The sequence below is a fragment of the Aquipluma nitroreducens genome, assembly GCF_009689585.1.
Taxonomy (GTDB): Bacteria; Bacteroidota; Bacteroidia; order Bacteroidales; family Prolixibacteraceae; genus Aquipluma; species Aquipluma nitroreducens.
Genome location: NZ_AP018694.1, coordinates 3507394 through 3532257, shown reverse-complemented (window position 1 = coordinate 3532257; position 24864 = coordinate 3507394). Strand labels below are relative to the sequence as shown.

The 24864-nt window shown below is 40.3% G+C and carries 21 protein-coding genes and 1 pseudogene; 12 read left to right on the top strand and 10 right to left on the bottom strand.

The features are described from left to right. Positions 1-78: 78 nt before the first annotated feature. The 3 genes from serS to rplU form a co-directional block, all read right to left on the bottom strand. Positions 79-1353 (bottom strand): serine--tRNA ligase, encoded by a 1275-nt coding sequence (gene serS, locus AQPE_RS14765; RefSeq protein WP_318347266.1) that lies wholly within the window; start codon positions 1351-1353, stop codon positions 79-81. A gap of 99 nt (positions 1354-1452) precedes the next feature. Beyond that, the gene (gene rpmA / locus AQPE_RS14760) at positions 1453-1728 is read right to left on the bottom strand and encodes a 50S ribosomal protein L27 (protein WP_318347265.1); all 276 of its coding nucleotides are present in this window, start codon (positions 1726-1728) and stop codon (positions 1453-1455) included. A gap of 18 nt (positions 1729-1746) precedes the next feature. After that, complete coding sequence (rplU, locus tag AQPE_RS14755; RefSeq protein WP_318347264.1) at positions 1747-2058, bottom strand: 50S ribosomal protein L21; 312 nt, start codon at positions 2056-2058, stop codon at positions 1747-1749. A gap of 390 nt (positions 2059-2448) precedes the next feature. On the opposite strand from rplU, the gene AQPE_RS14750 reads away from it, so the two are divergent. From AQPE_RS14750 to AQPE_RS14730, 5 genes and pseudogenes are all read left to right on the top strand, one after another. Next, the gene (locus AQPE_RS14750) at positions 2449-3045 is read left to right on the top strand and encodes a bifunctional nuclease family protein (protein ID WP_318347263.1); all 597 of its coding nucleotides are present in this window, start codon (positions 2449-2451) and stop codon (positions 3043-3045) included. Positions 3046-3191: 146 nt separating this feature from the next. Further along, a complete protein-coding gene (locus tag AQPE_RS14745) occupies positions 3192-4451 on the top strand; it encodes a nucleoside permease (RefSeq protein ID WP_318347262.1) in 1260 nt (419 codons plus the stop codon). Between the two features lie 161 nt (positions 4452-4612). After that, positions 4613-5406: pseudogene (locus tag AQPE_RS14740) on the top strand (thymidylate synthase). Between the two features lie 59 nt (positions 5407-5465). Further along, complete coding sequence (locus tag AQPE_RS14735) at positions 5466-5960, top strand: dihydrofolate reductase (RefSeq protein ID WP_318347261.1); 495 nt, start codon at positions 5466-5468, stop codon at positions 5958-5960. A gap of 446 nt (positions 5961-6406) precedes the next feature. Next, positions 6407-7315: an IS982 family transposase gene (locus tag AQPE_RS14730; protein ID WP_449658187.1), complete on the top strand. Its 909-nt coding sequence runs from the start codon at positions 6407-6409 to the stop codon at positions 7313-7315. A 232-nt stretch (positions 7316-7547) separates the two neighbouring features. Here AQPE_RS14730 and AQPE_RS14725 read toward each other — a convergent pair whose 3' ends face one another. Further along, positions 7548-8210, bottom strand: a complete 663-nt coding sequence (locus tag AQPE_RS14725; RefSeq protein WP_318347260.1) for an inorganic pyrophosphatase — start codon at positions 8208-8210, stop codon at positions 7548-7550. Between the two features lie 335 nt (positions 8211-8545). Here AQPE_RS14725 and mdh point away from each other — a divergent pair, with 335 nt between their 5' ends. The 6 genes from mdh (at position 8546) to AQPE_RS14695 (ending at position 14924) form a co-directional block, all read left to right on the top strand. Continuing rightward, on the top strand, positions 8546-9481 hold the full coding sequence (gene mdh / locus AQPE_RS14720) for a malate dehydrogenase (protein WP_318347259.1): 936 nt from the start codon (positions 8546-8548) through the stop codon (positions 9479-9481). 125 nt (positions 9482-9606) lie between these two features. Next, complete coding sequence (locus AQPE_RS14715; RefSeq protein ID WP_318347258.1) at positions 9607-10032, top strand: retropepsin-like aspartic protease; 426 nt, start codon at positions 9607-9609, stop codon at positions 10030-10032. 76 nt (positions 10033-10108) lie between these two features. Beyond that, positions 10109-10516, top strand: a complete 408-nt coding sequence (locus AQPE_RS14710) for a hypothetical protein (RefSeq protein ID WP_318347257.1) — start codon at positions 10109-10111, stop codon at positions 10514-10516. Between the two features lie 117 nt (positions 10517-10633). Next, positions 10634-13606, top strand: a complete 2973-nt coding sequence (secDF, locus tag AQPE_RS14705) for a protein translocase subunit SecDF (RefSeq protein WP_318347256.1) — start codon at positions 10634-10636, stop codon at positions 13604-13606. A 176-nt stretch (positions 13607-13782) separates the two neighbouring features. Next, positions 13783-14184 carry a Sec-independent protein translocase subunit TatA/TatB gene (locus tag AQPE_RS14700; protein ID WP_318347255.1) on the top strand — a complete coding sequence of 134 codons (402 nt, stop codon included), beginning with the start codon at positions 13783-13785 and terminating at the stop codon, positions 14182-14184. Positions 14185-14246: 62 nt separating this feature from the next. Continuing rightward, on the top strand, positions 14247-14924 hold the full coding sequence (locus AQPE_RS14695; protein ID WP_318347254.1) for an ABC transporter ATP-binding protein: 678 nt from the start codon (positions 14247-14249) through the stop codon (positions 14922-14924). Between the two features lie 21 nt (positions 14925-14945). Here the strand turns inward: AQPE_RS14695 and AQPE_RS14690 are convergent, their stop codons facing one another. After that, the gene (locus AQPE_RS14690) at positions 14946-15398 is read right to left on the bottom strand and encodes a hypothetical protein (protein ID WP_318347253.1); all 453 of its coding nucleotides are present in this window, start codon (positions 15396-15398) and stop codon (positions 14946-14948) included. Between the two features lie 140 nt (positions 15399-15538). Between AQPE_RS14690 and AQPE_RS14685 the strand changes: the two genes are divergently transcribed. Next, positions 15539-16312, top strand: coding sequence for a TIGR02757 family protein (locus AQPE_RS14685; protein ID WP_318347252.1), 774 nt, complete (start codon positions 15539-15541; stop codon positions 16310-16312). A 341-nt stretch (positions 16313-16653) separates the two neighbouring features. Here the strand turns inward: AQPE_RS14685 and AQPE_RS14680 are convergent, their stop codons facing one another. The 5 genes from AQPE_RS14680 to AQPE_RS14660 all read right to left on the bottom strand — a co-directional run bounded on the left by AQPE_RS14680 (position 16654) and on the right by AQPE_RS14660 (position 24608). Beyond that, positions 16654-18837 carry a carbohydrate binding family 9 domain-containing protein gene (locus AQPE_RS14680; protein WP_318347251.1) on the bottom strand — a complete coding sequence of 728 codons (2184 nt, stop codon included), beginning with the start codon at positions 18835-18837 and terminating at the stop codon, positions 16654-16656. A gap of 112 nt (positions 18838-18949) precedes the next feature. After that, entirely contained in the window at positions 18950-20203 is a 1254-nt protein-coding gene (locus tag AQPE_RS14675; RefSeq protein ID WP_318347250.1) for an efflux RND transporter periplasmic adaptor subunit, read from the bottom strand. Between the two features lie 6 nt (positions 20204-20209). Next, positions 20210-21826 carry a TolC family protein gene (locus AQPE_RS14670; protein ID WP_318347249.1) on the bottom strand — a complete coding sequence of 539 codons (1617 nt, stop codon included), beginning with the start codon at positions 21824-21826 and terminating at the stop codon, positions 20210-20212. An 11-nt stretch (positions 21827-21837) separates the two neighbouring features. Then, positions 21838-23190 carry an ABC transporter permease gene (locus tag AQPE_RS14665; protein ID WP_318347248.1) on the bottom strand — a complete coding sequence of 451 codons (1353 nt, stop codon included), beginning with the start codon at positions 23188-23190 and terminating at the stop codon, positions 21838-21840. A 26-nt stretch (positions 23191-23216) separates the two neighbouring features. Further along, a complete protein-coding gene (locus AQPE_RS14660; protein ID WP_318347247.1) occupies positions 23217-24608 on the bottom strand; it encodes an efflux RND transporter periplasmic adaptor subunit in 1392 nt (463 codons plus the stop codon). Positions 24609-24864: the final 256 nt, after the last annotated feature.

The window sequence follows — 24864 nt, the reverse complement described above, 5'->3', positions numbered from 1 at the left end:
TATTAATGAACAAAATAAAAGAGGCTGCTTCGGAACTTTTACCAAAACAGCCTCTTCATCTATTGAAGAATTTCAGAACTAATCAATCAAATCAAATCCACAATACGGGATCAAAACCTTTGGAATTCGGATACCTTCAGGAGTTTGGTTGTTTTCGAGCAAGGCAGCCAAAATACGTGGCAAAGCCAGGGCACTTCCGTTCAAGGTATGTGCAATTACTGGCTTCTTAGTTACTTCGTCGCGGTAACGTAATTTCAGTCTGTTAGCCTGGAACGATTCAAAATTGGACACCGAACTTACTTCGAGCCATTTTTCCTGAGCTGCTGAGAATACTTCAAAATCGTAGGTCAACGCTGAGGTGAAACTCATGTCGCCGCCACACAAACGCAGGATGCGGTAAGGTAATTCCAATTTTTCAACCAAGCCAGCAACGTGTGCGACCATTCCGTCAAGCAATTCGTACGAATTATCCGGATGTGCAATTTGTACAATCTCCACTTTATCGAACTGGTGCAGACGATTCAGACCACGAACATCTTTGCCATACGAACCTGCTTCGCGGCGAAAACAGGCACTGTAAGCTGTATTTTTAATTGGCAGGTCTTTGGCTTCTACAATCACATCGCGGTAAATATTGGTAACCGGAACTTCAGCAGTTGGAATCAAATATAGGTTGTCTTCTGTGGCGTGATACATTTGTCCTTCTTTGTCGGGCAACTGTCCGGTACCGAATCCAGAATCTTCGTTAACCATCAGCGGTGGCTGAATTTCAAGATATCCCGAAGCACGGGCTTCATCGAGAAAAAAGCTGATGAGCGCGCGTTGAATGCGGGCGCCTTTGCCTTTATAAACGGGAAACCCAGCTCCGGTAATTTTAACACCAAGCTCAAAATCAATGATGTCGTATTTTTTTGCTAATTCCCAATGGGGAACACTATTTTCAGGTAATACCGGAATTTCGCCATGACTTTTTACGATCAGGTTATCTTCCGGAGTGCGGCCTTCAGGAACCAAATCGGAAGGCAGGTTGGGCAGCAGAACCTGAATGTTAAAAACTTCCTGATCAATCCGAGCGAAATCCTCATCCAATTGTTTGATTGAATCTTTGAGTTCGGCTGTGCGGTTTTTTGCAGCATTTGCTTCGTCCGTTTTGCCTTCGCGCATCAGGATTCCAACTTCTTTCGAAATTTTATTCATTTCGGCTTTGCATTGATCAGCCGTCGCCTGAATCTCGTTTTTCTTTACTGATAAAGCTGTGATTTGTTGAACAATTGAAGCAGCTTCAAAATGTTTCTTTTTCAACTTTTCAACTACCAATTCCGGATTTTCCTGTATAAACTTTAGATTGAGCATTTGGATACTTTTTATTTTTTATCGATCAGCAAATTTAAAACAAAAAATCTCCTGCCTTCGGAAAAGCAGGAGATTATTCAACAAATATCTTTAATCGTCTTAGTTTGCTTCAACAGCAGCAACTACCGGTTCAACGGTAACAAACGATTTGTGATCTCTTCTTTTTTTGAAGACAACAGTTCCATCAATCAAAGCAAATAAGGTATGATCTCTGCCAATACCTACATTTAAACCTGGATGGTGAACAGTACCTCTCTGGCGAACAATAATGTTACCAGCTGTTGCAGCCTGACCGCCGAAAATTTTTACGCCGAGTCTTTTGCTTTCTGATTCGCGACCGTTTCTAGAACTACCCGCACCTTTCTTATGAGCCATGGTAAATTTTTTTTAATGTTATCCGATTACTTCTTCAATTTGAACTTTGGTCAGGTATTGACGGTGACCATTCATTTTCTGGTAGCTTTTTCTTCTTTTCTTTTTGAATACCAATACCTTGTCTCCTTTAACGTGTTCCAGAACAGTAACAGTTACACTGGCACCATCTACAACAGGAGTTCCAACTTTCACAGCACCTTCGTCATCAACCAAAAGAACTTTGTTAAAAACAACAGTTTCGCCTTCGGCATTTTCCAAACGGTGTACATAAATTTTCCGGCCTTTTTCAACTTTCATTTGCTGACCGGCAATCTCTACAATTGCGTACATTTCAATGTGTTTTAATATTTCTTCCGGCAGGCGGGAACCAATCTGATTACCTCTTATCGGGCCTGAACGAAAACTTTCGGACTGCAAAAGTAGATAAATTTCAGTGATCACCAAAGGTTTACAATCTTTTTTCTGAATTATTTTCCAGAGATAAAGCAGCGCTTTAAAATCACATTTGCAGAAAAAAGAAAAATTAGCTCAGACACCTCTATTTCCTTAAGCATTTCAGAATCAGCAGCAAAAAATTTGTCTTGCCGACAATACATTGAAATGCTGATTTTAAGCATTCAAAAATAGTTAATAAAAGCCGAATCTAAAATCCTGCAAATTTCAGCAGAATGTAAACTATTGCTATATTTGTTACCTGTAGTTGTGCTATTTTCGATGTAGATGGAGAAAATTAAACTTAATATATTAGGTCTTTCAGTTAGTCAATCCCAATCCGGAGCTTATGCCCTGGTTTTGGCAGAAGAAAATGGAGACCGCAGGATACCTATTATTATAGGACCAATCGAAGCACAATCAATCGCCATCCAACTTGAAGGGTTGAAACCACCTCGCCCGCTAACTCATGATCTTTTCAAATTCATGGCCTCGTCGTTTGATATCCTGATTTTGGAAGTCATTATATATAAGCTTGAAGAAGGAATTTTCTATTCTGAATTGGTTTGTGTAAGAGAAGACAAACAAATTACCATCGATTCGCGCACTTCTGATGCTGTAGCTTTAGCACTGCGATTCGACTGCCCGATTTATACCACCGAAGATATTCTGGAACGGGCTGGAATTGTGATTGAATTTGAAAATGAACATGGTCAGGAGGAATGGAGCCAGCCTATGACTGACGAACCAATCCGGGGAAAACACGAATATGAGAAATATACTTCAACCGAGCTCAATCAAATGCTCGACCATGCTATCCAAAACGAAGACTATGAAAAAGCATCGGCCATTCGCGATGAAATAAACCGTCGGATAAAAGAATAAACCTGCTCCTGATTTTTTCAGCGATTCATACCTCGCTACTATTTTTTTCAGATTAATCTAATTTAGATTACATGTCCCCTTTTTGATAAGTAGTTTTTAGTAGTTTTAAACCCGCTAAAAAACTATTCAACTCAAAGAACTAAATTATGGGAATCAAAAATCGGCTTATCGTGATGAGTTTTCTCCAATTTTTCATCTGGGGATCATGGTTGATTTCTCTTGGAGGATATCTGGGTAGAGGCCTGAATTTTGAAGGTGGGCAAATTGGCTCAATCTTCGCCACTCTGGGCATTGCTTCTCTCATCATGCCTGGAATCATTGGTATTATTGCAGACAAGTGGATCAATGCCGAACGACTATTAGGCATTTGTCATCTGTTGGGCTCTGCAGCTCTTTTTTATGCTTCAACAGTTACCGAATACGACCACGTTTACTGGGCAATGCTGGTAAACTTGTTCTTCTACATGCCAACCATTTCGCTAAACTACACTGTAGCTTACAATGCGCTGGAAGAACACAAGTACGACATCGTTAAAGTATTTCCACCAATACGCACCTTCGGAACCATTGGATTTATTGTAGCGATGTGGGTGGTCGACCTTTCAGGATTTAAAAATTCGAATGCACAGCTTTACGTAGGATCTATAGCCTCTTTGGTTATGGCCTTATATTCATTCACTTTACCTCAATGTCCTCCGGCAAAAAGTGAGCGAAAATCAGTACTTTCTGCATTTGGTCTTGACGCATTGGTGTTGTTCAAATCAAGAAAGATGGTTGTCTTTTTCTTGTTTTCCATGCTTTTAGGTGCAGCATTGCAAATCACAAATTCATACGGCGATCTGTTCATCGGTAGTTTCAAGGATGTTCCTGAATTTGCCAACTCTTTCGGTGTGAAGCATTCAGTCATACTGCTATCCATATCGCAAATGTCGGAAACATTATTCATCCTGACCATTCCATTTTTCCTGCGCAAATTCGGCATCAAACAAGTTATGCTCATGAGTATGCTGGCCTGGGTACTACGATTCGGGTTGTTCGGGCTAGGTAACCCCGGAAGTGGATTACCATTGCTGGTTATGTCGATGATTGTTTATGGAATGGCATTCGATTTTTTCAACATTTCGGGTTCCTTATTCGTTGAGACTGAAGCAAAACCTGAAATACGAGCCAGTGCACAAGGATTGTTCATGATGCTTACCAATGGTGTTGGAGCCATGTTCGGTGGATATGCAAGCGGCGCTGTTGTTGATTTTTATTCGGTTTATGGTGAAGAAGGAAAACTCATCAGCCGTTCATGGCCAACAATTTGGTATGTATTTGCGGGTTATGCTTTAGTTCTTGCCATAATTTTTCCATTAGTTTTTAAATACAAACACAAACCTGAGCCTGCTCCTTCGGTATCATAATGCCATGGCAGATTTACAGTTTTGGGAATACATAAAATCACGGATAGTTTCTGCTTCATTTGCAAAACTATCCGTGATCTTTTTTTAATCCACTTGGCATTTTACCTGAAAACTTTTTACCTTGCCGACGGATAAAATTAGAATACCAAAAGATTACAAAAATGAAGCAATATATTGATTTACTGAATCATGTATTAAAAAATGGAACTCAAAAGAGTGATCGTACCGGCACCGGAACCATCAGTGTTTTTGGCTACCAATCACGATACGACCTTGCCGAAGGATTTCCGGTTCTGACCACAAAAAATTACATCTGAAGTCGATCATTCACGAATTGCTTTGGTTTTTGACAGGTGACACCAATGTGAAATACCTTCAGGAAAATGGCGTTCGGATATGGAATGAATGGGCCGACGAAAATGGCGAACTGGGTCCGGTTTACGGTTACCAGTGGCGTTCTTGGCCAACTCCTGATGGTCATCACATCGATCAGGTTACTCAGGTTGTGAACAGCATCAAAAACAATCCCGACTCACGCCGCCATTTGATCAGTGCCTGGAATGTTGGTCAAATTGATCAAATGAAACTTCCACCTTGTCATATTCTGGTTCAGTTTTATGTAGCCGATGGCAAACTTTCTTGCCAACTTTACCAGCGAAGCGCCGATATTTTTCTCGGAGTACCTTTCAACATCGCATCCTACGCGCTGCTAACCCTGATGATGGCCCAGGTTTGCGGATTGCAGCCCGGCGAATTTGTACACACTCTTGGTGATGCACACATTTACTTAAACCATATGGAGCAGGTAAAACTACAAGTAAGTCGCGAACCATTTCCACTTCCGCAGATGAAAATCAATCCGGAAGTAAAAAGCATTTTCGATTTCAGGTTTGAAGATTTTCAACTAATCGGATATCAGGCTCATCCGCACATTCCGGGAGCCGTTGCAGTTTAGAATAAATCATAACAATATCCTTTGCCGTTCGCTTCAGTGAACGGGTAAATTAAAACAACATGATACACGAAAATATATCGATAATTGTTGCTATCGCTCAGAACTTTGCCATTGGTAAGAACAACGACTTGCTGTTTCATCTTCCAAATGATCTGAAAAGATTTAAAGAAATCACAACAGGTCACCCGGTAATTATGGGGCGCAACACTTTGCTTTCCTTACCGAAAGGCGCTCTTCCAAATCGCCGAAACATTGTAATATCTGACATTCCGGGAGAGAAATTCGAACGATGTGAAATGGTGACTTCGATTGAAGCTGCCGCCGCTGCGGTTAAAGACGAACAGGAGGCATTTATTATTGGAGGCGGCATGATTTACCGCCAATTTTTCCCATTAGTCGGAAAATTATACCTCACCTTGGTACATCGCGACTTTGATGCTGATGTTTATTTCCCCGAAATTGATTACTCTGAATGGGAAGAGGTTTTCAGAGAAAATCATTCTGATGAAAAAAATGGTTTTGATTATTCTTATATTAATCTTAAAAGAAAATAATATTCCCTACCGCACGTCTATCCTAAATGCTATTGACTAAAATCCAGGTTGTCACTCCGGAAATTGTTCAGTCAAATGCGCCATGTTTTTCCGGGCTAAACTTTTTTTTTGATTAAAATCCCTAAGCATGGCAGCAATCACATTCGGGCTCATCTCGTCCAAGAGGCGTTGCCGTTGCGATATTCGTGCATCTACGTCCAATAAGGGAAAATAAGAATTCAATTTAAGGAATCACCCAAGGGCTGTACCGGATCAAACTGCCGTGTGTCAAAATTGGCCTGAACACAAAGAGAGGAAGGGACATTCTCGTCCTCACTGTCAATAAAAAGTACAAGGGACTCGTTGTGCGATTGAAAATAATTAATAAAATATTGTCAAAAAAGTTGTGCATTATATTTATATTCAATATATTAGTAGAAAACAAACGCCAATTCATTATTCTACTTATGCACAACCTGAAGGCAAATTTCGACAAGTTTATTGGTTTAACCAAATCGTTCTTTTCTGATCGGATTAATGAGTTTGACAACTTCCAAAGCTACCCAAGAAATCCAAAAATGTCAGATTGTCAAATAATTGCATTAGCTCTGACTGCAGAATCTATTGGCATTGACTCTGAGAGTTACTTCTTTGGTAAACTTAAATCAGATTACACCAGCGATTTTCCAAACCTCATTGACCGTTCCAATTTTAATCGCAGACATAAGCGACTTTATCCATGGATCTCTGCCCTTAATCAAGGCTTATCAAACATTCTGAACCAAGAAGAAGATACTTACATCGTTGATTCTATTCCCGTTCCCGTTTGCCAAATAGCCCGTGAGAAACGAAGTACAATCTGCCGGGAGAACTTTGAAACAGCACCGGATAAAGGTTATTCTGCTGTTAGTAAGTCATATTATTACGGCTACAAATTACATCTGGTAACTTCTGTTCGTGGTGTGTTTTCAAGCATGGACATGAGTAAAGCAAGCGTTCACGATGTTTATTATTTGACTGACATTAAACACTCTAAATTAAGCAATTGCAGGCTCATTGGAGACAAAGGGTATCTGTCAAAAGAACATCAATTGGATTTGTTTTCATCGTGCAATATTCGATTAGAAACACCCAAAAGAAGCAATCAAAAAGACAAAGAACCTTTTGCGTACATTTTTAAAAAGTCAAGAAAACGAATCGAAACTCTATTCTCTCAACTATGCGATCAGTTTATGCTCAAACGTAATTATGCAAAATCAAACCTGGGCATTTCGGTTCGCATTTTATCAAAAATTACAGCAGTGACAGTACTTCAATATTTTAACTTTTTAAACAACAAACCCTTGAATAAACTTAAGTATGCTCTCGCATCTTAATCGCACAACGGGTTACAAGGGCTTCTTCAAGATAATAAATTGCATCCAAATCTGCGACTTCAACCAACCGATCCCTCTTTTCCATAATTTACCTGGTATTAAGTTAATCGCCAAAATAATATGGTGTACACAACTATACGAGTTTCTAACGGATAGGTTGACAGAGTACTGTTAAGATTATTAAATAATTCTGATCTCCTAAAAATACGATTTATATTACGAGCTCAATACTCTAAAGCAACTTGCCTATATTATCAAACCGCTGATGGTAATCATAAATTGAACAATTAATTACTTCCAGAGCTTCTGCTACTCCATAAATGTGGGTAATTTCGGTGTTACTGACTTTTCCGGGCATATCTTTATAAGTCAAAAAATAATGTTTCAACCGCTCAACCACAATATCCGGAAGGTCAGACAAATCTTTGTATTCGCTGTAAACAACATCATTTGACAATACTGCAATAATCTTATCATCGGCTTCATTACCATCAATCATCCGGAATCCGCCAATTGGCCGGGCATCAACTAAAATATCGCCGTGAGCTATGGTTTTTTCGGTCAGAACGCAGATGTCAATCGGGTCGCCATCTCCTTTAATTCCAGTTTTGCCATTCTTCTCCATACAAAATTTACCTACCTGTTCACCACAATAGGTTTGAGGAATAAATCCGTATAGTGCCGGAACAACGTTCGAATATTTCTGAGGGCGGTCGAGTTTGAGAAACCCACTTTCCTTGTCGATCTCATATTTAACGGTATCAGTCGGAACCACTTCAATAAAAGCAACTACATTCTCAGGAGCATCTTTACCAATGAAGACACCATGCCAGGGATGCGATTTGTAACGAAGACCCATCAATCGGCCTATTGGGTCTGATAATCTGTCAGCCATAATTAATCTTTTAGTTTTTGATGATATAAACCTTTATTTCCGAAAAATGTTTACCAACTCAAAAGGACATGAGAAGACATGTCCAAATTTCCGTCAAATATAAAAACCAGAACTCTTTTCATGCTATTCCTAAACGTTTTTCATTGATAACCTAAAGCATGTTCTTCACGTAGTTATGAGTAAAAGCCTTTGACTCTAAAATATCGATATAACAGACTGACTGATTGACTCTTTTACCAAATTGTTAAGCCAATGTAAATTTATGCACCCAATCCAAAATACCTTTTAACTTTGCATGCGTTAAACAAAAAACAGTAATCAAAAAAATACAATTTATGAAAGTAACAGTTGTTGGTGCCGGAAATGTTGGAGCTACCTGCGCGCAGATCGTAGCTGAAAAAAACATTGTAAGCGAAGTAGTTTTACTCGATATTAAAGAAGGATTGTCAGAAGGAAAAGCTTTAGACTTGTGGCAAACTGCTCCTATTAATTATTATGACACCCGTACAGTTGGTGCAACAAACGACTATTCAAAATCAGCTGGTTCTGATGTAGTTGTTATCACTTCAGGTGTTCCACGTAAACCAGGAATGAGCCGCGACGATTTGATTTCAATCAACGCCGGTATTGTAAAAAGCGTTACTGAAAACGTGATCAAATATTCGCCAAACGCGATTATCATCATTGTTTCGAATCCGCTTGACGTAATGACTTACGTGGCTTATGCGGTTTCTAAATCAAGCAAAAACAAAGTTTTAGGTATGGCTGGTATTTTAGATACTGCCCGTTACCGTGCTTTCCTTGCTGAAGCTTTGGACGTTTCTCCACGTGACATCCAGGCTTTACTGATGGGTGGCCATGGCGACACTATGGTTCCACTACCCCGCTACACAACTGTTGCAGGTATTCCTGTAACTGAAATGTTGGACGAAGAAACTTTGGCAAAAATCATCGACCGCACTAAAAAAGGTGGTGGCGAATTGGTTAACCTGATGGGAACCTCAGCTTGGTATGCACCAGGTTCGGCTGCTGCTCAAATGGTTGAAGCTATCGTAATGGATCAGAAACGCGTATTCCCTTGCTGCGTTAAGCTCGAAGGCGAATATGGTTTAAACGACATTTTCGTTGGTGTACCTGTTAAATTAGGCAAAAACGGTGTTGAAAAAGTTATGGAAGTTAAACTGACAGCTGACGAACAAGAATTGTTGGTTGCATCAGCTGCTGCAGTTAAAGAAATCATGGACGTTGTTGACGGAATGAATATTCTTTAGTTTTCTTCGAACTAAACAAACAATAAAATCTATATTTGAAGCTCCGGTATTATTTACCGGAGCTTTTTTTATAGCATACGATAACGCAAAAACTACAAAGGATAAGCTGAAACTTAATTTGACAAATGATCGAAATACCCCTAAATATCATTGAGCTTGAACGTGAAAACTATCACATTCTAATTGAAGGTAGTTTTGAAGATGGAACTCATTCATACTGGATTATTGACACCGGAGCATCAAAAACTGTACTCGATAAAAATTTAAAAATGCATTACGAAAATGTCGATTCTGATGATATGGAAGATTATCAAAGTGCAGGTATTAATCAGGGCATGATGGAAACTTCGGTCGGAAAACTGACGTGCCTGCGATTTGGTGACTTGGAAATTACCGGGCAAAAAGTGGCACTGATTGATCTCGACCATGTCAACGAGATTTACGAAAAATACACCTCGTACCGAATTTCCGGTCTGTTGGGGGGCGACATTTTGATGCAATACCAATGCAAAATCGATTACGCAAATAAAATCATTCAATTTCACATCTGACAGGCTGTCCGACAGCAGAAAATCAAGGCTATTATATTCAGAAAAAATAAATATATTTGGCGGCTGAAATAAATTAATGAACCTGAAGAAATACATATCGAAACATTTTATCATGCGCCTCTGCCTGCTGTTTTTGCTGGTTAGTGGAGCTGCCGTATTCGATATCTATCACGTGGCTAACCAAAAACTGGCCGACAATGTTCGAAAAAACCCAGCCTCGAACAACACTGAAAACAGCCATCTGTTTTTATGTAATCAATTACCAACCTACAATTTAAAGACTGCCGGCAACGATTTCACCGTTCGGTTTCGCCTTTCTTATTCTCAGGATAAATTTTTACTGAAACATTATAATTTACGAACATTCCAGATGATGAAAGCAGAAACCGTACATAGTTTCTTTCCATCAGTATGTTCATTTCATTCCCTTCCATTTAACCGGGTTCTGTACGCCAGCCCCGACGACACACCTCCCCTTTCTTAATTCCGGATTCATTATCAGGTAAATTGTTATATCAATACCTAACGATATTTACAGTTATGTCTGAAAAACAAATAATTCAATCTAAATAATTATAACAAACAATTTAAATTTTTACAAATGCAAAACAAAGGTGCAATTAGAATTTTTGCAGTACTCCTTGCTTTGATTTGTGTGTATCAGCTGATGTTTACCTTTAAGGCTAACCAAGTTGAGAAAGCAGCCAAAACATTTGCAAAAGGAGACAAACAAAAAGAGCAAATCTACCTTGACTCAATGTCAAGCGAGGTTGTTTACAATTTGCTTGGAATTCGCAAATACACATTTAAAGAAGTAAAAGCCTTAGAGCTTGGCCTTGGTCTTGACTTACAAGGTGGTATGAACGTTACTTTGGAAGTTTCAGTGGTTGACCTGGTTAAATCATTGTCGAACTTCAGTAAAGATTCAACGTTCACGGCAGCCATCCGGATGGCAAAAGAAAAACAGAAAAATAGCCAGGAAGATTTTGTGACCTTGTTCGGAAAATCGTTCGAAGAAATATCTCCAAACGGAAAACTGGCTTCGATTTTCAATACGCTTGACCTAAAAGACAAGGTTAAATACAACTCAACCAATGCTGAAGTATTGGATGTTTTAAAGAAAGAAACTAAGGTTGCCATCGACAACTCATTTAACATCATCCGCACCCGTATCGACCGTTTTGGTGTGGCTCAGCCAAATATTCAGCAACTTCAGACTGCCGGACGTATTCTGGTTGAACTTCCTGGTGTTGATGACCCCAAACGTGTTCGCAAACTTTTGCAGGGAACAGCAAACCTCGAATTCTGGGAAACATACGACAACAGCGAAGTATATCCATATCTTGCACAGGCAAACCAAAAAATAGCCGAAATTCTTTCGATTAAAACTCAACCTTCTGTTGCTGCTGTTGATACGACTAAAAAAGCTGAGACAACAAACAACAGCCTGTTGAACGAACTGGATAAAAATGCAAAAACTGATGCCACCGGAGTTGACAAAAATGCTGATGCAAAAAAACAATTTCCTTTGTTTTCAATTCTGCAACCACATTCAACTCCTCAGGGTCAATTGTATCCGGGAGCTGCTGTAGGAACTGCTCAGTGGAAAGATACTGCAACAATTAACTCTTACCTGAAAATGGATCAGGTGAAAGCATTGATGCCACGTAATCTGGCTTTCAAATGGACTGCTAAAGCCGTTGACAAAGAAGAAAAATTCTTCACTTTGGTTGCCATCAAAGTAACTGGCCGCGATGGCCGTGCTCCTCTTGAAGGAGATGTTATTACCGATGCCCGCCAGGACTATTCTGATATGGGTAGCCGCCCTGAAGTAAGTATGACCATGAACAGCGAAGGAGCTAAAGTATGGGCCCGTTTAACCAAAGACAATGTTGGCAAATCAATTGCAATCGTTTTGGATGGTTATGTACGTTCGTATCCGAATGTGAACGGCGAAATTACCGGAGGTCGTTCTTCAATCACTGGTTTGGAAAGCGTTGAAGAAGCAAAGGATTTAGCGAACATCCTGAAGTCGGGTAAAATGCCTGCACCTGCTGTAATTATTGCTGAAGATGTTGTTGGACCTTCATTGGGACAAGAAGCAATCACCAGCGGTTTCTGGTCGTTTGGTATCGCCTTCTTATTGGTATTGGGATATATGTTATTCTTCTATAGCCGGAAAGCGGGTATGGCAGCAAACGTAGCCTTGATCGTAAACGTTTTCTTCCTGATTGGTGTTCTTGCCTCAATTGGAGCCGTTTTAACCTTACCTGGTATTGCAGGTATCGTATTGACCATGGGTATGGCGGTTGACGCCAACGTGTTGATTTACGAACGTATTGAAGATGAAATGTTGGCTGGAAAATCGGTTCGGCTTGCCGTTTTCGACGGATATAACGCTGCTTATTCGGCCATCATCGACGGACAGGTAACTACATTATTAACCGGTATCGTACTTTATGTGTTTGGTTCAGGTCCAATCAGAGGTTTCGCAACTACATTGATTATTGGTATCGTAACTTCATTGTTCACATCCATCTTCATCACTCGTTTGATCTTCGAACGTCAGTTAGCTAAAAACAAAGATATTACCTTCACAACCAAAAATACTAAAAACTGGTTGCGTTATGTACAAATCCCGTTCATCGAAAAAAGGAAAATTTTCTATTCAATTTCAGGAGTTTTAATTGTAATCTCTTTGATTTCTTTCGTTGTTCGTGGATTCGATAAAGGTATCGACTTCAAAGGGGGACGTACTTATGTTGTTCGTTTCGACAAAGATGTGAGAGTAGATGATATTAAGAGTGCTTTAGCTCCTATCTTCAATTCAACTCCGGATGTAAAAACATACGGTAATGCCAATCAGGTTCGTATTACTACCGGGTATAAGATCGAAGAAAACACTGCTGATGTTGACAACCAGGTTGAAGAACTGCTTTACCAAGGACTTAAAAAAGCGAATTACATTGGCGATGTATCAGCCGATACGTTTAGCAAAGTAAACTTGCAAAGTACACAGAAGGTTGGACCAACCATTTCGGACAAACTGACCAAAGATGCGATCCTTGCAGTTTTGTTCTCTCTGGTATTGATCTTCATATACATCGTTGTACGGTTCAGGGACTGGCAATATGGATTGGGTGGTATTGTTTCTCTTGCTCATGATGCCATCATTACAATGGGAGCGTTCTCCGTATTATACGGATTCCTGCCATTCTCGCTGGAAATCGACCAATCGTTTATCGCAGCGGTATTAACCGTGATCGGATATTCGATTAACGATACCGTAATTATTTATGACCGTATCCGTGAGTACCGTCACCTGTATCCAAAACGCGGTTTGGCTGAAACAATGGATCATGCGATGAATTCAACTCTTCGTCGTACATTCAGTACTTCGTTAACCGTATTAATCGTATTATTTGCAATCTTCTTCTTCGGAGGAACCTCAATCAAAGGATTTACTTTTGCTCTTTTGATCGGTATTGGTGTTGGTACCTATTCATCGGTATTTAATGCTGCACCAATTGTTTATGACACAATCATGAAAACAAGAGGTAAGAACAAAGCTTAATTCCATTCGAATAAAACAATCCTGAAGCAGGGATTTCATTGGTCGATTGATCAATGGAATTCCTGCTTCTTTTTTCCCGTTAGGTCAAACTTATTCATACTTCCATTGGCGTTATCCTTAACTAGTTTGTATATTTGCTCAGATTATTTTTTGACCAACTAATTAATACATCATTTATGGGTGGAGGCGAGATAGTACTAATCATTTTTGTTTTTCTGATGCTTTTTGGGGCTAAAGCCATTCCTGATATTGCCAGAACGCTGGGCAAGGCCATGAGAGAATTCCAGAAAGCGACCAATGAGATTAAACGCGAACTCAACGAAAGCGGCGGTGGACTTGGCGATGAAATCAGTGATATCCGATCAACTGTTCGAAACATCAAAAGCGACATTCAGGAAGGAATAACGAAACACACCAGCGACATTCAGGATGGAATAAAAGAGACCACAAGTACCATTAAGGAAGGCGTTAAAGAACACACAAGTGTGATAGAGAAAGAAGTATCGGAAGTAAAAAGCGATGTCACCAAAGGAGCCGAAACAATGGCAAATTCAATTGATAACGGAGCTCAGATATAATTTGCAATCCAACTTCAGAACATTAGTTTACCCCAAACCAATCATTCTAAATCATTCAGCGATTGATTAAAGTCGAAAAAATAACAAAGTCGTTTGGCGATCTTCAGGTTCTGAAGGGAATTGATCTGGTGGTTCCGGCGGGAAAGCTCTATTCGATTGTTGGGCCCAGCGGAGCTGGTAAAACCACACTTTTGCAAATTATTGGAACTTTAAGCCAACCTGCGGCTGGAAATGTATTTATCAACGGGCAAAATATTTCAATTATGAACGAGCGCCAACTGTCCGATTTCAGAAACCGGCAGATTGGTTTTGTTTTTCAGTTCCACTATCTACTGCCCGAATTCTCTGCACTCGAAAATGTTTGTATTCCGGCTTTTATTGCCAAAACTCCGAAAAAAGAAGCCGAACAAAAGGCCAAAGAATACCTCGATTTTCTGGGCTTATCACACCGGTTGAATCATAAACCCGGCGAACTTTCGGGAGGAGAACGGCAACGTGTGGCTGTTGCACGTGCACTGATCAATAACCCAGCCATAATTCTGGCCGATGAACCTTCAGGAAATCTGGATACTAAAAACAGGGAAGATCTTCACGAACTATTTTTTACACTTCGCGATAAGTTTAAACAAACATTAGTGATTGTGACCCACGACGAGAGTTTCGCCGCCCAAAGTGATGCAATTATTCGGATGAAAGACGGGCTGATTGAGTCGGGAGGTGAATCGAATCTGGCGATTTGAAGTTCATTGGGAACCTTCAATCTAATTGCTCATCCCACTTAAGTCAATATTAAAAGACATACTATTCGCAACAATTACTGATAAAATCGCAAAAACTCCCAACACTCCAACTACCGCTATAATTGTATTTTGCATACTAAACTCCTTGTAAGTTATTTTTGTTATATCTGCTTTTGAAATCCGCACGAATTCACTTGAATCCCGGCTAAGTTTTATATCGAAATTCATTTCAGTATATAGGTTGATTGTTTTCGACTTGCCCGGGGAAAGAATCCTTAAATCGCCTTCAATTGAATCTTTGGTAAACTTGTAGTTGAAAATTTTATAATTTCGATTTGGAGTGTGTAAAATGAGATAATTTTGAGTTCCCGTTTTTGCCTCAGCTTCATCGGCTGTTAAAAGTTTAGATGTGTGGCATCCGGTTGGCAAAATCAAAATACAATAACACAGTAAAATTGAGATAAATTTCTTCATGGCGAATAAATTTAGTTAAAGCTCTCAATTGCTGTCAACACTTGCGTTGATATATTTGTTCATACATCCAATCTGAGCAAAATTACACCATCGACAAACACGTTTACTTCAATATCTTTTGTCAATAAAATACAACTATTTTGAGCATCCACAAAACTGAAACTAGAGAATTCCTTGACGAAAAGGCAAATAAATATAACCATCCAGGATTTATCGAAACAGACCCAATCCAGATCCCTGCGCTTTTCACTACCAAAGAAAACATTGAAATTGCCGGATTCCTTTCCGCTACCCTGGCTTGGGGGCAACGGCCTACAATCATCCGAAATTCGCTGAAACTGATCAATTTGATGAACAACAATCCTATCGAATTTCTGCTCAATACTCCGGAAGACGAATGGGATATATTTCAAGACTTCAAACACCGCACATTCAATGGCACCGACTGCATTTATTTCCTGAAATCGCTAAAGAATATTTACCAGAAACATGGAGGTTTGGAACAAGTATTTACCCAGGGATTCAGGAATGAAAAGACCATTTTCGGCTCGTTAATTTATTTCAGAAAAGTATTTTTTGAGCTCGAACACGAACACCGAACCGAAAAGCATGTTTCGAATGTTGAAAAAGGGGCGGCGGCAAAACGGCTAAACATGTATTTGCGCTGGATGACGAGGTCGGACAAAGCAGGAGTTGATTTTGGCCTCTGGAAGCAAATTCCGGCATCGGCACTAATGCTCCCGCTGGATGTTCATACCGGCAATGTTGCACGCAAACTTGGATTGCTTATCCGTACTCAAAACGACTGGCAAGCTGTGGAAGAAATTACAGCTAAACTTCGGGAATTCGACGCCGAAGACCCCATCAAATATGATTTTGCATTGTTTGGGCTGGGAGTATTTGAAAAGTTCTGAAAAAGTGTTCTGTCGCAGTTTTCAGAGACTGTTTAAATTTAATTTGATTTATTCCTGAAGTAATTCAACCCTTTCAGGGTTGTCATTTCATTGGTCTCATTTTCCGTGGGTTAACACCAACGGTTATTCAAATTAAATCCTTTCAGGATTTCAATAGAACAAAAGTCCGAAGGACTTGAATCTGCATAACCTCCGGTGAAACCGGAGGCAAATGAATAGAATAAAATGGAACACCAAAGTGGGTTCAATATAGTTTTAATTGAATTTTAAACAGCTTCTCAGTCTACAATAAAAAATAAAGAAAGAGATCTGCCAACTGCGGCCAACCACTGAAAAATTTTCTAATTAAACCAATAGCTCAATTTCAACACCAGCGCCCGGTTTCGGGGACTCCAGTTGCCGGTATAATAATTGTCGGTGTAAACGATAAACAAATCAGAAACGGGTTTGTACCGCCACTGGAACCTCAGGTTAATATTCATATTGTCGATTTGCTCATTGTACTGAACGAAGGAGGAAAAGAAGACCTTGTCGCTCAGTGTCAAATCCAGTTTAGGGCCCAGCAACCAAAACCGGGCTCGTTCGAAAGATCCCGGAAGATTGATGTCGGTATATGAAAAGTTCATGGTCATGTTCAGGTAGGGCTGGTAGCGATAAGTAGCATGTCCTGAAAATGATGCAATATTTCCATTGTAGAAACTTCCCGCTGAAATTGTTGCAGCATAATTGAACAGTGATCGTGTATCAGAAGTATAATCAACAAATCCAACCTGATAGGAATAATCGGTTCCCTTGGCCAAAACGGCAGAGTTCATATGTGTAGGATCAAAATCCTGACTAAGGAGAATGTAATAATCCTTGATTCCTGCATCAACAATGGCGCGACTGCTAAATTCAAATTTATACATCAGCGAAATTTCATGGTCCAACTGATTGTAATTCGGATCAAAATAATAATTAGCTGTAGAAACAATTCCATGACTAACAACTTTTTTATTGGGAACCCACAACAAGCTAAATTCAGGATTGAGCATGTTATAACCATTCCGGCGAACATATCCAGCTTCGGCATCGTAATTTTCACCAACGCTTGCCTGTGTCATACCAGCATGAATTCTCCTCGTATTATAAATTAACGATGCCCCCTGGGCAAATTGTTTCCTGGGATTTTCAGGGCTGAACGAGCGGTGATAAAACAATTTTCCACTCCAGGCATTATTACGGCTTGCCAAATTGTAATCGATTCCTGCAACACGATTAAAATTTTGCGCCAGAGGCTCATCCATATACTCTTTATTAACCAATATCAACCCGATATTTGAACGGGAAAACATCTTACGCTGAAGCGCTGCAACCATGAAATTTCGCGACAATTGATTGTCCGTTTTTTCTGTTTGCATATCTAAAAGTCCCAAACGCCAATTGTCGCCCAGTTTACCACTTAACCTTGCACCAGCCAAAACCGGAGCATCCAGTCCAATACGCCGGGAAAAGAAAGGCGTAACCGAGGCAAACCCATAGTTGGAAAAAAGATCGCTGTTTTCTAGGAAAAACTGGCGCTTTTCAGGAAAGAACAGTTCGAAACGATCAAGGTTAGTCACCTGTTGATCGACCTCCGCCTGCGAAAAATCCGGATTATAAGTCAGGTCCAGGTTCATGGAAGTACTTAAACCAAGTTTGGCATCAAATCCAAAATCCTTCCGGTAAGTGGTATTTGTTCCGGACTCAAAATTTTTAGCCGCACTACCAAAAATATAGGGAATAACGGAAAACATCATTTTTGATTTGGGAAGTGGCTTATCCCATTGCAGCACACCGGCGTAGGCCAAACTAGCTGTGGCAAACTGACGCGGAACCGGCGCCCACGACGATTTTTCATTAGTTTTCAAATCAAGCCGACTAAAGTTTACACCCCACTTATCAGCTCCCGATTTAAACCTAACCGACCGAAAAGGAATTCGCATTTCGGTCACCCAACGATCTGGATATTGTTTTGTTTTAGAGTCCCATTTGCAGTCCCAGTTTAGGTTTACCGTACCACCATTCGATTGGGTGCCATCCCATTTGGCTCCCGACACCGATGCCCCAAACGAAAAGCCGTTGGTCTGATCTAAAAACGTATCGAAGAAAACCAACACATTGTCGTTGTTTCCAAATACAAAATCACGCCGGAAAGACTCTGTAATGCGCTTCCCCGGGATGGTATCGAAGAAAGTTATGCCCAAATAAAACGCTTTGTCGTCGTAAGTCATCACCACTTCTGACGGAGATTTTGCGAACCCGGAATCGACGGGAAGTACCAATCGGAAATCTTTGGCTTTTTCAGCAACCTCCCAGTCGGGTTCGCTAATCAAACCATCAATTTTAATGTGTTCGGCAGCCTTTTTTACATGTAAAATAAAGTCGCTATTTTTTTTATTGACTGCCGGATCTGTTTTTAATCCACGAAGATTTGGGTGTTTTTTTGAGGATGAATAGGAAAGCAAGTTCAGGAATATGAACAGGCCAAATAAGCACAATTTCATAAAACAGGTTTAGGTTCAGGTTAAAATCTGTCAAATGTACAAAAACCTGTAATACAACTCCAATGCAAATTCCAAAGAATTGTTAATGAAAGGAATTGTAATTGAAAAATCGCTACTTACTCGCCACCTTTTCGACCTCGACTTTGAACTTCTCGGGTTGGTAAAGCAAAACCACATCACCTTCCCGAATCACGTTCTCGACCACTCCATATTGTTCATTTTCAGCAACCAATTGAATTTCCTGCTCTTTAATACTCCCGCCCTGCTTCATGTAAACAATTTGCTTCCCGCTCTTTGAGAACACAGCTTTTAATGGCACCAACAATTTGTCCTTGTACGATGTGACGATGATGTCGTTATTAACAGTCATTCCCGGTTTCATGTCTTTATCCGACTTCTCGAACCTGACAACCACCTTGAATGCTTTCATGTCAAAATCTTTATGGTCTTCACCAATGGTGGCTATTTTAATTACTTTTCCAAAGAAGACCTTATCGGGCAAGGCATCAATCGTAATTCGAACACTGTCGTTGAGTTGCACTTTCGAAATATCAATTTCCCTGATGTAGGTTTCGCTGATCGCAACTGACATATCGGGCAAGGTAGCTACCAAAGGATTCCATATGTTTATTTCCGAATCTTTTCCATAGGTTTTACCCATCCAGTCTTTGGCAAACATTACAATTCCATCTTCCGGAGCTTTTATTGTGGTTGATGCCAGCGCTTCCATGTATTTATTGATTTTATCCTGAAATTCAGTCACCTTCGATTTGGATCTTCCAACCTGAATCTTTAACCTGTTCCGCTCAAGTAAATAATCTCTACGGAGTTTTCCAATTTCATTTTCAGCCTTTTGATAACTCACCCGTGTTTTACGCTGGTAGGCTTCCGATTCATATTTCGACTGATCCAAATCAATTTTCAGGTATTCCAAATCGAGCTTTGCATTGCTAACGGCCTCTCTTTTACCCGATAAGGTAACCGTACTATCTAACACCGCGTTTCGCAAATCGGCATCCATCTTTTCTTTCTGTTGCATGATATCACGCATCATCGTTGCAAACTGGCTTTCGTCTAACTTGGCAATGTAATCTCCTTTCTTGACGGCCTTCCCTTCAAGAATCACGTCCATGAATTTGAGCTGATAAACTCTTAATTCCTGATTGCACAGGGCCGCCGGAAGGTTTATTTCAGTGTACTTATCGCCTTTGACCTCGCCTTTGCTGGTTACAATCACTTCCAGATTGCCTTTTTTTACTTTATAAAATTTCCCATCAGCCGGTTTGACCTGTAGCCAAACCAAAGCCGCAATTCCGATTACAGCGAATGCCGCAAGGATTATCTGATATTTCCTTTTCTTTAACATAGCGGCTTAGTTTTGAATAATTTTATCGTACTCAGCAGTAAGATCTTCGTTTTTTATGAAATCGAAGAGCGTGAGCATCCGTAACTGGTAATAATAACTCCAATAAGTTTTAACTGCAGAGATATATGCCTTTCGGGCCGATTCCCGATCGGTGCGTGCAATATTAAGTTTGGTCACATCAACTTTTCCAATTAAAAAACGCTGGAAAGTAACATCATAACCTTTTTGCGCTACAGTGTCGGCTTTAGCGGCATTTCGCACCTGCTCGGCCTGAAGGTTAAATTCCATGACTGACTGGAAAATATTTTGTTCGAAGTCGATACGCGACTGTTTAATTCGGGCATTAGCAACTTCGCGGGTCGATTCGGCCATCATCAGCTTTCCTTTTCGGCGCCCCCAATCAACCAAAGGAATATTGAAACCAACCTGCACCCTTTGACTTTGATCGGGCTGATCGTAAACCCTATCGAAATTTTCGGCCGACTGATTGAGGCCATACATTGCAAATACGGTAGTGTTTAATCCGCTTTCAGACCTTGCCTGAGCAACCTGCTGATCTTGTTCAAGCATTTGCTGCTGCTGGTCCAGAATCTCAGGATTATTTTTTAGTGCTAGATCAAGCGCATGATCGGCCATGATTTGCAATGTTGGAATTTCGGACGGAACCTTGCAGTCGATCTGCGATTTTTTATCCATCATCAGGTACGAATTTAATCCCGACTGGGCACGTGTCACTTCGAGTTTAGCCGAGTTTAATGCCTGTTGCGAATTTAACTGGTTAAGTTCCAGATTTAAAAGTTCGTCTTGCGTAACTGTTCCAACCTGAAACCGCCCCTTACCAATCTTGTACAGTGTGTCGGCATTCGACATGTTATTTTGGGCAATTTTGAGCTGAATCTGTGCCTCAACCAAATCAAAAAACATGGCAGTGCTTTTCATGGCCAGGGTTTCCTGCGATTGGATAAAGGTTTTCTTCGCCTTATCGTATTTTACCGGTTCAATTTTCGATTGCCATCTTAAAGCATTGTATCCGTTTAGCGATTGTGAATAGCCAATACTAACAGGCGTTGCCTGGTACGAAGTCACCTGATCGCCACCCATGTTTTTTACCATTCCCAATTCGGAACTTAAAAACAAGCTTCCTCCGGTCAGTCCTATATTTTGATTCAATTTCAGGGCAACATCAGAATTGATATAGTCGCGCAAAACATACTGATCTTCGTTCGTCTGAAAATTGTATTCGCGTTTGCGATAATGATTAAAATCGAGCGGAGTGGCGCTCATACTAAGGCTTGGAAGTTTATCGGCCTTGTAATACCTGTACTCCCAGTAACTCGACAGGTACATGTTTTTGTACCTGAACGCATCAAGCGAACTCTTTGATGCAATTCGTACCACTTCATCCAGGCTAAGGCTAAGTTTTTCCGATTGGGCATTTGCAATTTGAATGAATCCGGAGAAAAAAATAATCAGGAAAAGATAATGCAGTCGATTTAATGTTGAGTCTTTCACCCCAAACCCCTGAAGGGGCTTTTGGTGCGAGCGTCTTAAACACTTGTGGGTTGCCAAAGTCCCCTTTAGGGGATTTAGGGGTAAATTATTATTTAGTATTTGTTTTTTCATGTTTGTAAGTTTTAAGCACGTAATGATTCAACCGGATCTTTCTCTGCGGCACGTTTGGCAGGCATGTAACCAAACATGATTCCGACCAGGGCCGAAACACCAAACGCGATGAAGATACTGAAGAATGAAATGATGGTTTTTATATCGAATACAGCCGTGATGATCTTCGATAGGACGACGCCCAGTATTATTCCGATTATTCCGCCTGAAATGCTGATCAAAGTTGATTCAGCCAAAAATTGAGCGACAATATCTTTTCGAGAAGCACCAATGGCCTGTCGGGTACCGATTTCACGAATTCGTTCCATCACCGAAGCAAGCATGATATTCATGATTCCGATGCCGCCAACAATCAACGAGATGCCTGCAATGGCTCCAAGAACAATGTTGAATATTTTCTTGGTTCGCTGTTGCTGCTTGAGTAAAAGTTCGGGAATAGTAACCTCGAAGTCGTACAACCCGGAGTGACGGCGTAAAAGCAGTCGTTTGACAATTCCTGCAGTGGCACTAAGCTGCTCGGTTTCTTTCACCTGCAATACAATCTTATCGAGCTGATTCGGATTTTTGTCTTCAACCTCACTGCTGGCATTGGCATCCGTAATCACAATCCGTCGGCGGGCATTCGATTTCTCTACTTCGTCGGCACGAACCAAAGCACGGTTCTTAAATCGCATCAGAATGGTTTGTGCCGGGACAAATATTTTATTGTCGGTGCTGCTGATGCCCATCTCGTCGGATGCTGAAGCTGTAAAATCGCGGCGTTCGACCACACCAATGATTTTCAACCAAATCTGACCACATTTAATGTACTCCCCAACCGGATCTTCCTGATTAAAAAACACGGTTTTGATGTTATCGCCTATCACACAAACCGGCTGACCAGCCTCCGATTGCAAACGATTAAAAACCTCGCCCTTTTGCAGGCTGATGTTAAAAACTTCAAAATAACTGGTATTTACACCTTCAATGACTACTGGTTTACTTTTCCCATCGATAATGGCCGAATAGTTATACGAAATTACCGGGCTGAGCATATTAACCGTCGGGACAATTTCTTCGATTGCATTTAAATCGAGAATGGTAAGCCCTTTCGAGAATTTCTTTGTGCCAGGCTTTTCATCCTCTCCTGATGTACTTTTTTGACTTCCTGAAGCTTCGGTTGGAGTAATAATTATATTATTGACACCGACCATCTTGATCTGTTCGAGAATTTCCTGTTCAGCACCATTCCCGATGGCCATCATGCTGATAACAGCGGCAACCCCGAAAATAATACCCAGTGCAGTTAATATTGATTTGAGCTTATTGTCAATAATTGCCTCAAAACCAATAACTATATCATGAAAATATTTTTTAAAAATCATCGTTTAAGTTTTATGTTTTGAGCAATCTATTTCGTTTGCTTTACAATTGCTCCCGGAGGCATTGAACCGGGCATTTGTGACATAGCATCTGCTTTCTTCCGGAGCATTTCCTCCCGTTCTTTATCGGCCTTAATCTTGGTGTTTTCTTTATCTTTCAGGATTTCTGCATAGATTTCCACACCGCTAAATTTTAAGTCAGCGGCATCCTTTGGTTCCGAAAGCCAAACCACATCATTTTCTTTCAAGCCCTTTTTAACCAACACATAATTTTCGTTTTCGTCGCCAAGCCACACAATCTGTTTAACCGGATTATCCTTCCCCAGATAAACGAATTTCAAACTGTCGTTTTCGAAAACAGCATCAGTAGCAACCATCAACGTATCCTTAAACAGACCTGCGTCAATGGCATTACTGGTCGTCATGGCAGGTTTAAGATCTTTATCCTGGCCAAATATTTTGATCTTAACTTCAAAAACCTTGGCATCGCTGTTTGGCATGGCTTGCCCAATATTGGCTACCGAAGTAACTTGCCCGGTCAATTGTTTATCTGGAAAAGCATCGATTCCAATTTTCACGTTCTGGCCAACCTTCACTTTTGAAATGTCAATTTCATTGATGTAAGTTCTCGAAATCAAGTTCGTCATATCAGGAATAGAGGCTATGATTGAATTATAGGGGCCAACCTTCGAGCCGGTTTTGATAATTTCGCCCCAGGGATACTTGAAATAGGTAATTATTCCGGCCTTGGGAGCCGTAATTTCGAGCGCATCAAAAAGCTTTTGCAATTCGCCCGACCGCTCCGAAACCTGACGGTAATTAATGTATTTACGCTCAACCTTATTAACCTCCTGTTGCTTTTTCAGTCCATAAGCCTTCTGTTCCTGTTCGAGTTTCCGCTGAGCTTTATCCAAGTCCATACTGGCTTTCTTGCGAATTGAAGGCGATTCGTAAACCGATTCATCAACGATGATTTTCTTTTCAGTCAAATCGAGACGGGCATTGACAATTACATCGCGCTGATTGCTCAGGTTTAAGTTCGAATCGATCTTACTGTCCTCATATTCCGACAGCATTTTATCCATATCGTCCTGAGCTAGTTTAATTTGTTCTTCAACAGCCTTATGGTCTAAAGTGGCCACATAATCGCCCGAATCAACAACTGTACCTTCTTCAACCATATGCGTAATGGCCAATTCCCAGATGCGCAAATTCCGGTCGTTCAACTTCTCCGGAATATTGATACTTTCAGATTTCTCTGATTCGAGCTGACCCGACGAAAAGATTAAGGCGTTAAACGTACCACGTTGAACACTTACGGTAACCTGATTGTAATCGGTTTCGCCTTTTCGAAATACAAAATAGAAAACAAGTAAAAGGACAGCTGGTATTGCTATCAGAAGGATCTTTTTGTTGCTCATGGTTTAGAATCTAGGTGGATATTTGGGCTTTGTGATTAACAATCATTTAGAATGATTGTTCCGTTCAACATTTATGCCAAATAAGTAATCAAAACATATGTTTTATTACATATTATTGAATGAAAACATTTTCTGTTCCGACAGAATTCAGAATGTCCGAATTTCAAAATAAAGAGTAAACATGTTTTTCAGCGATGCTTTGATTAACAATTAATAGGAAATATCACAAAATGCCATTCGAATTTTTAAGTACTTT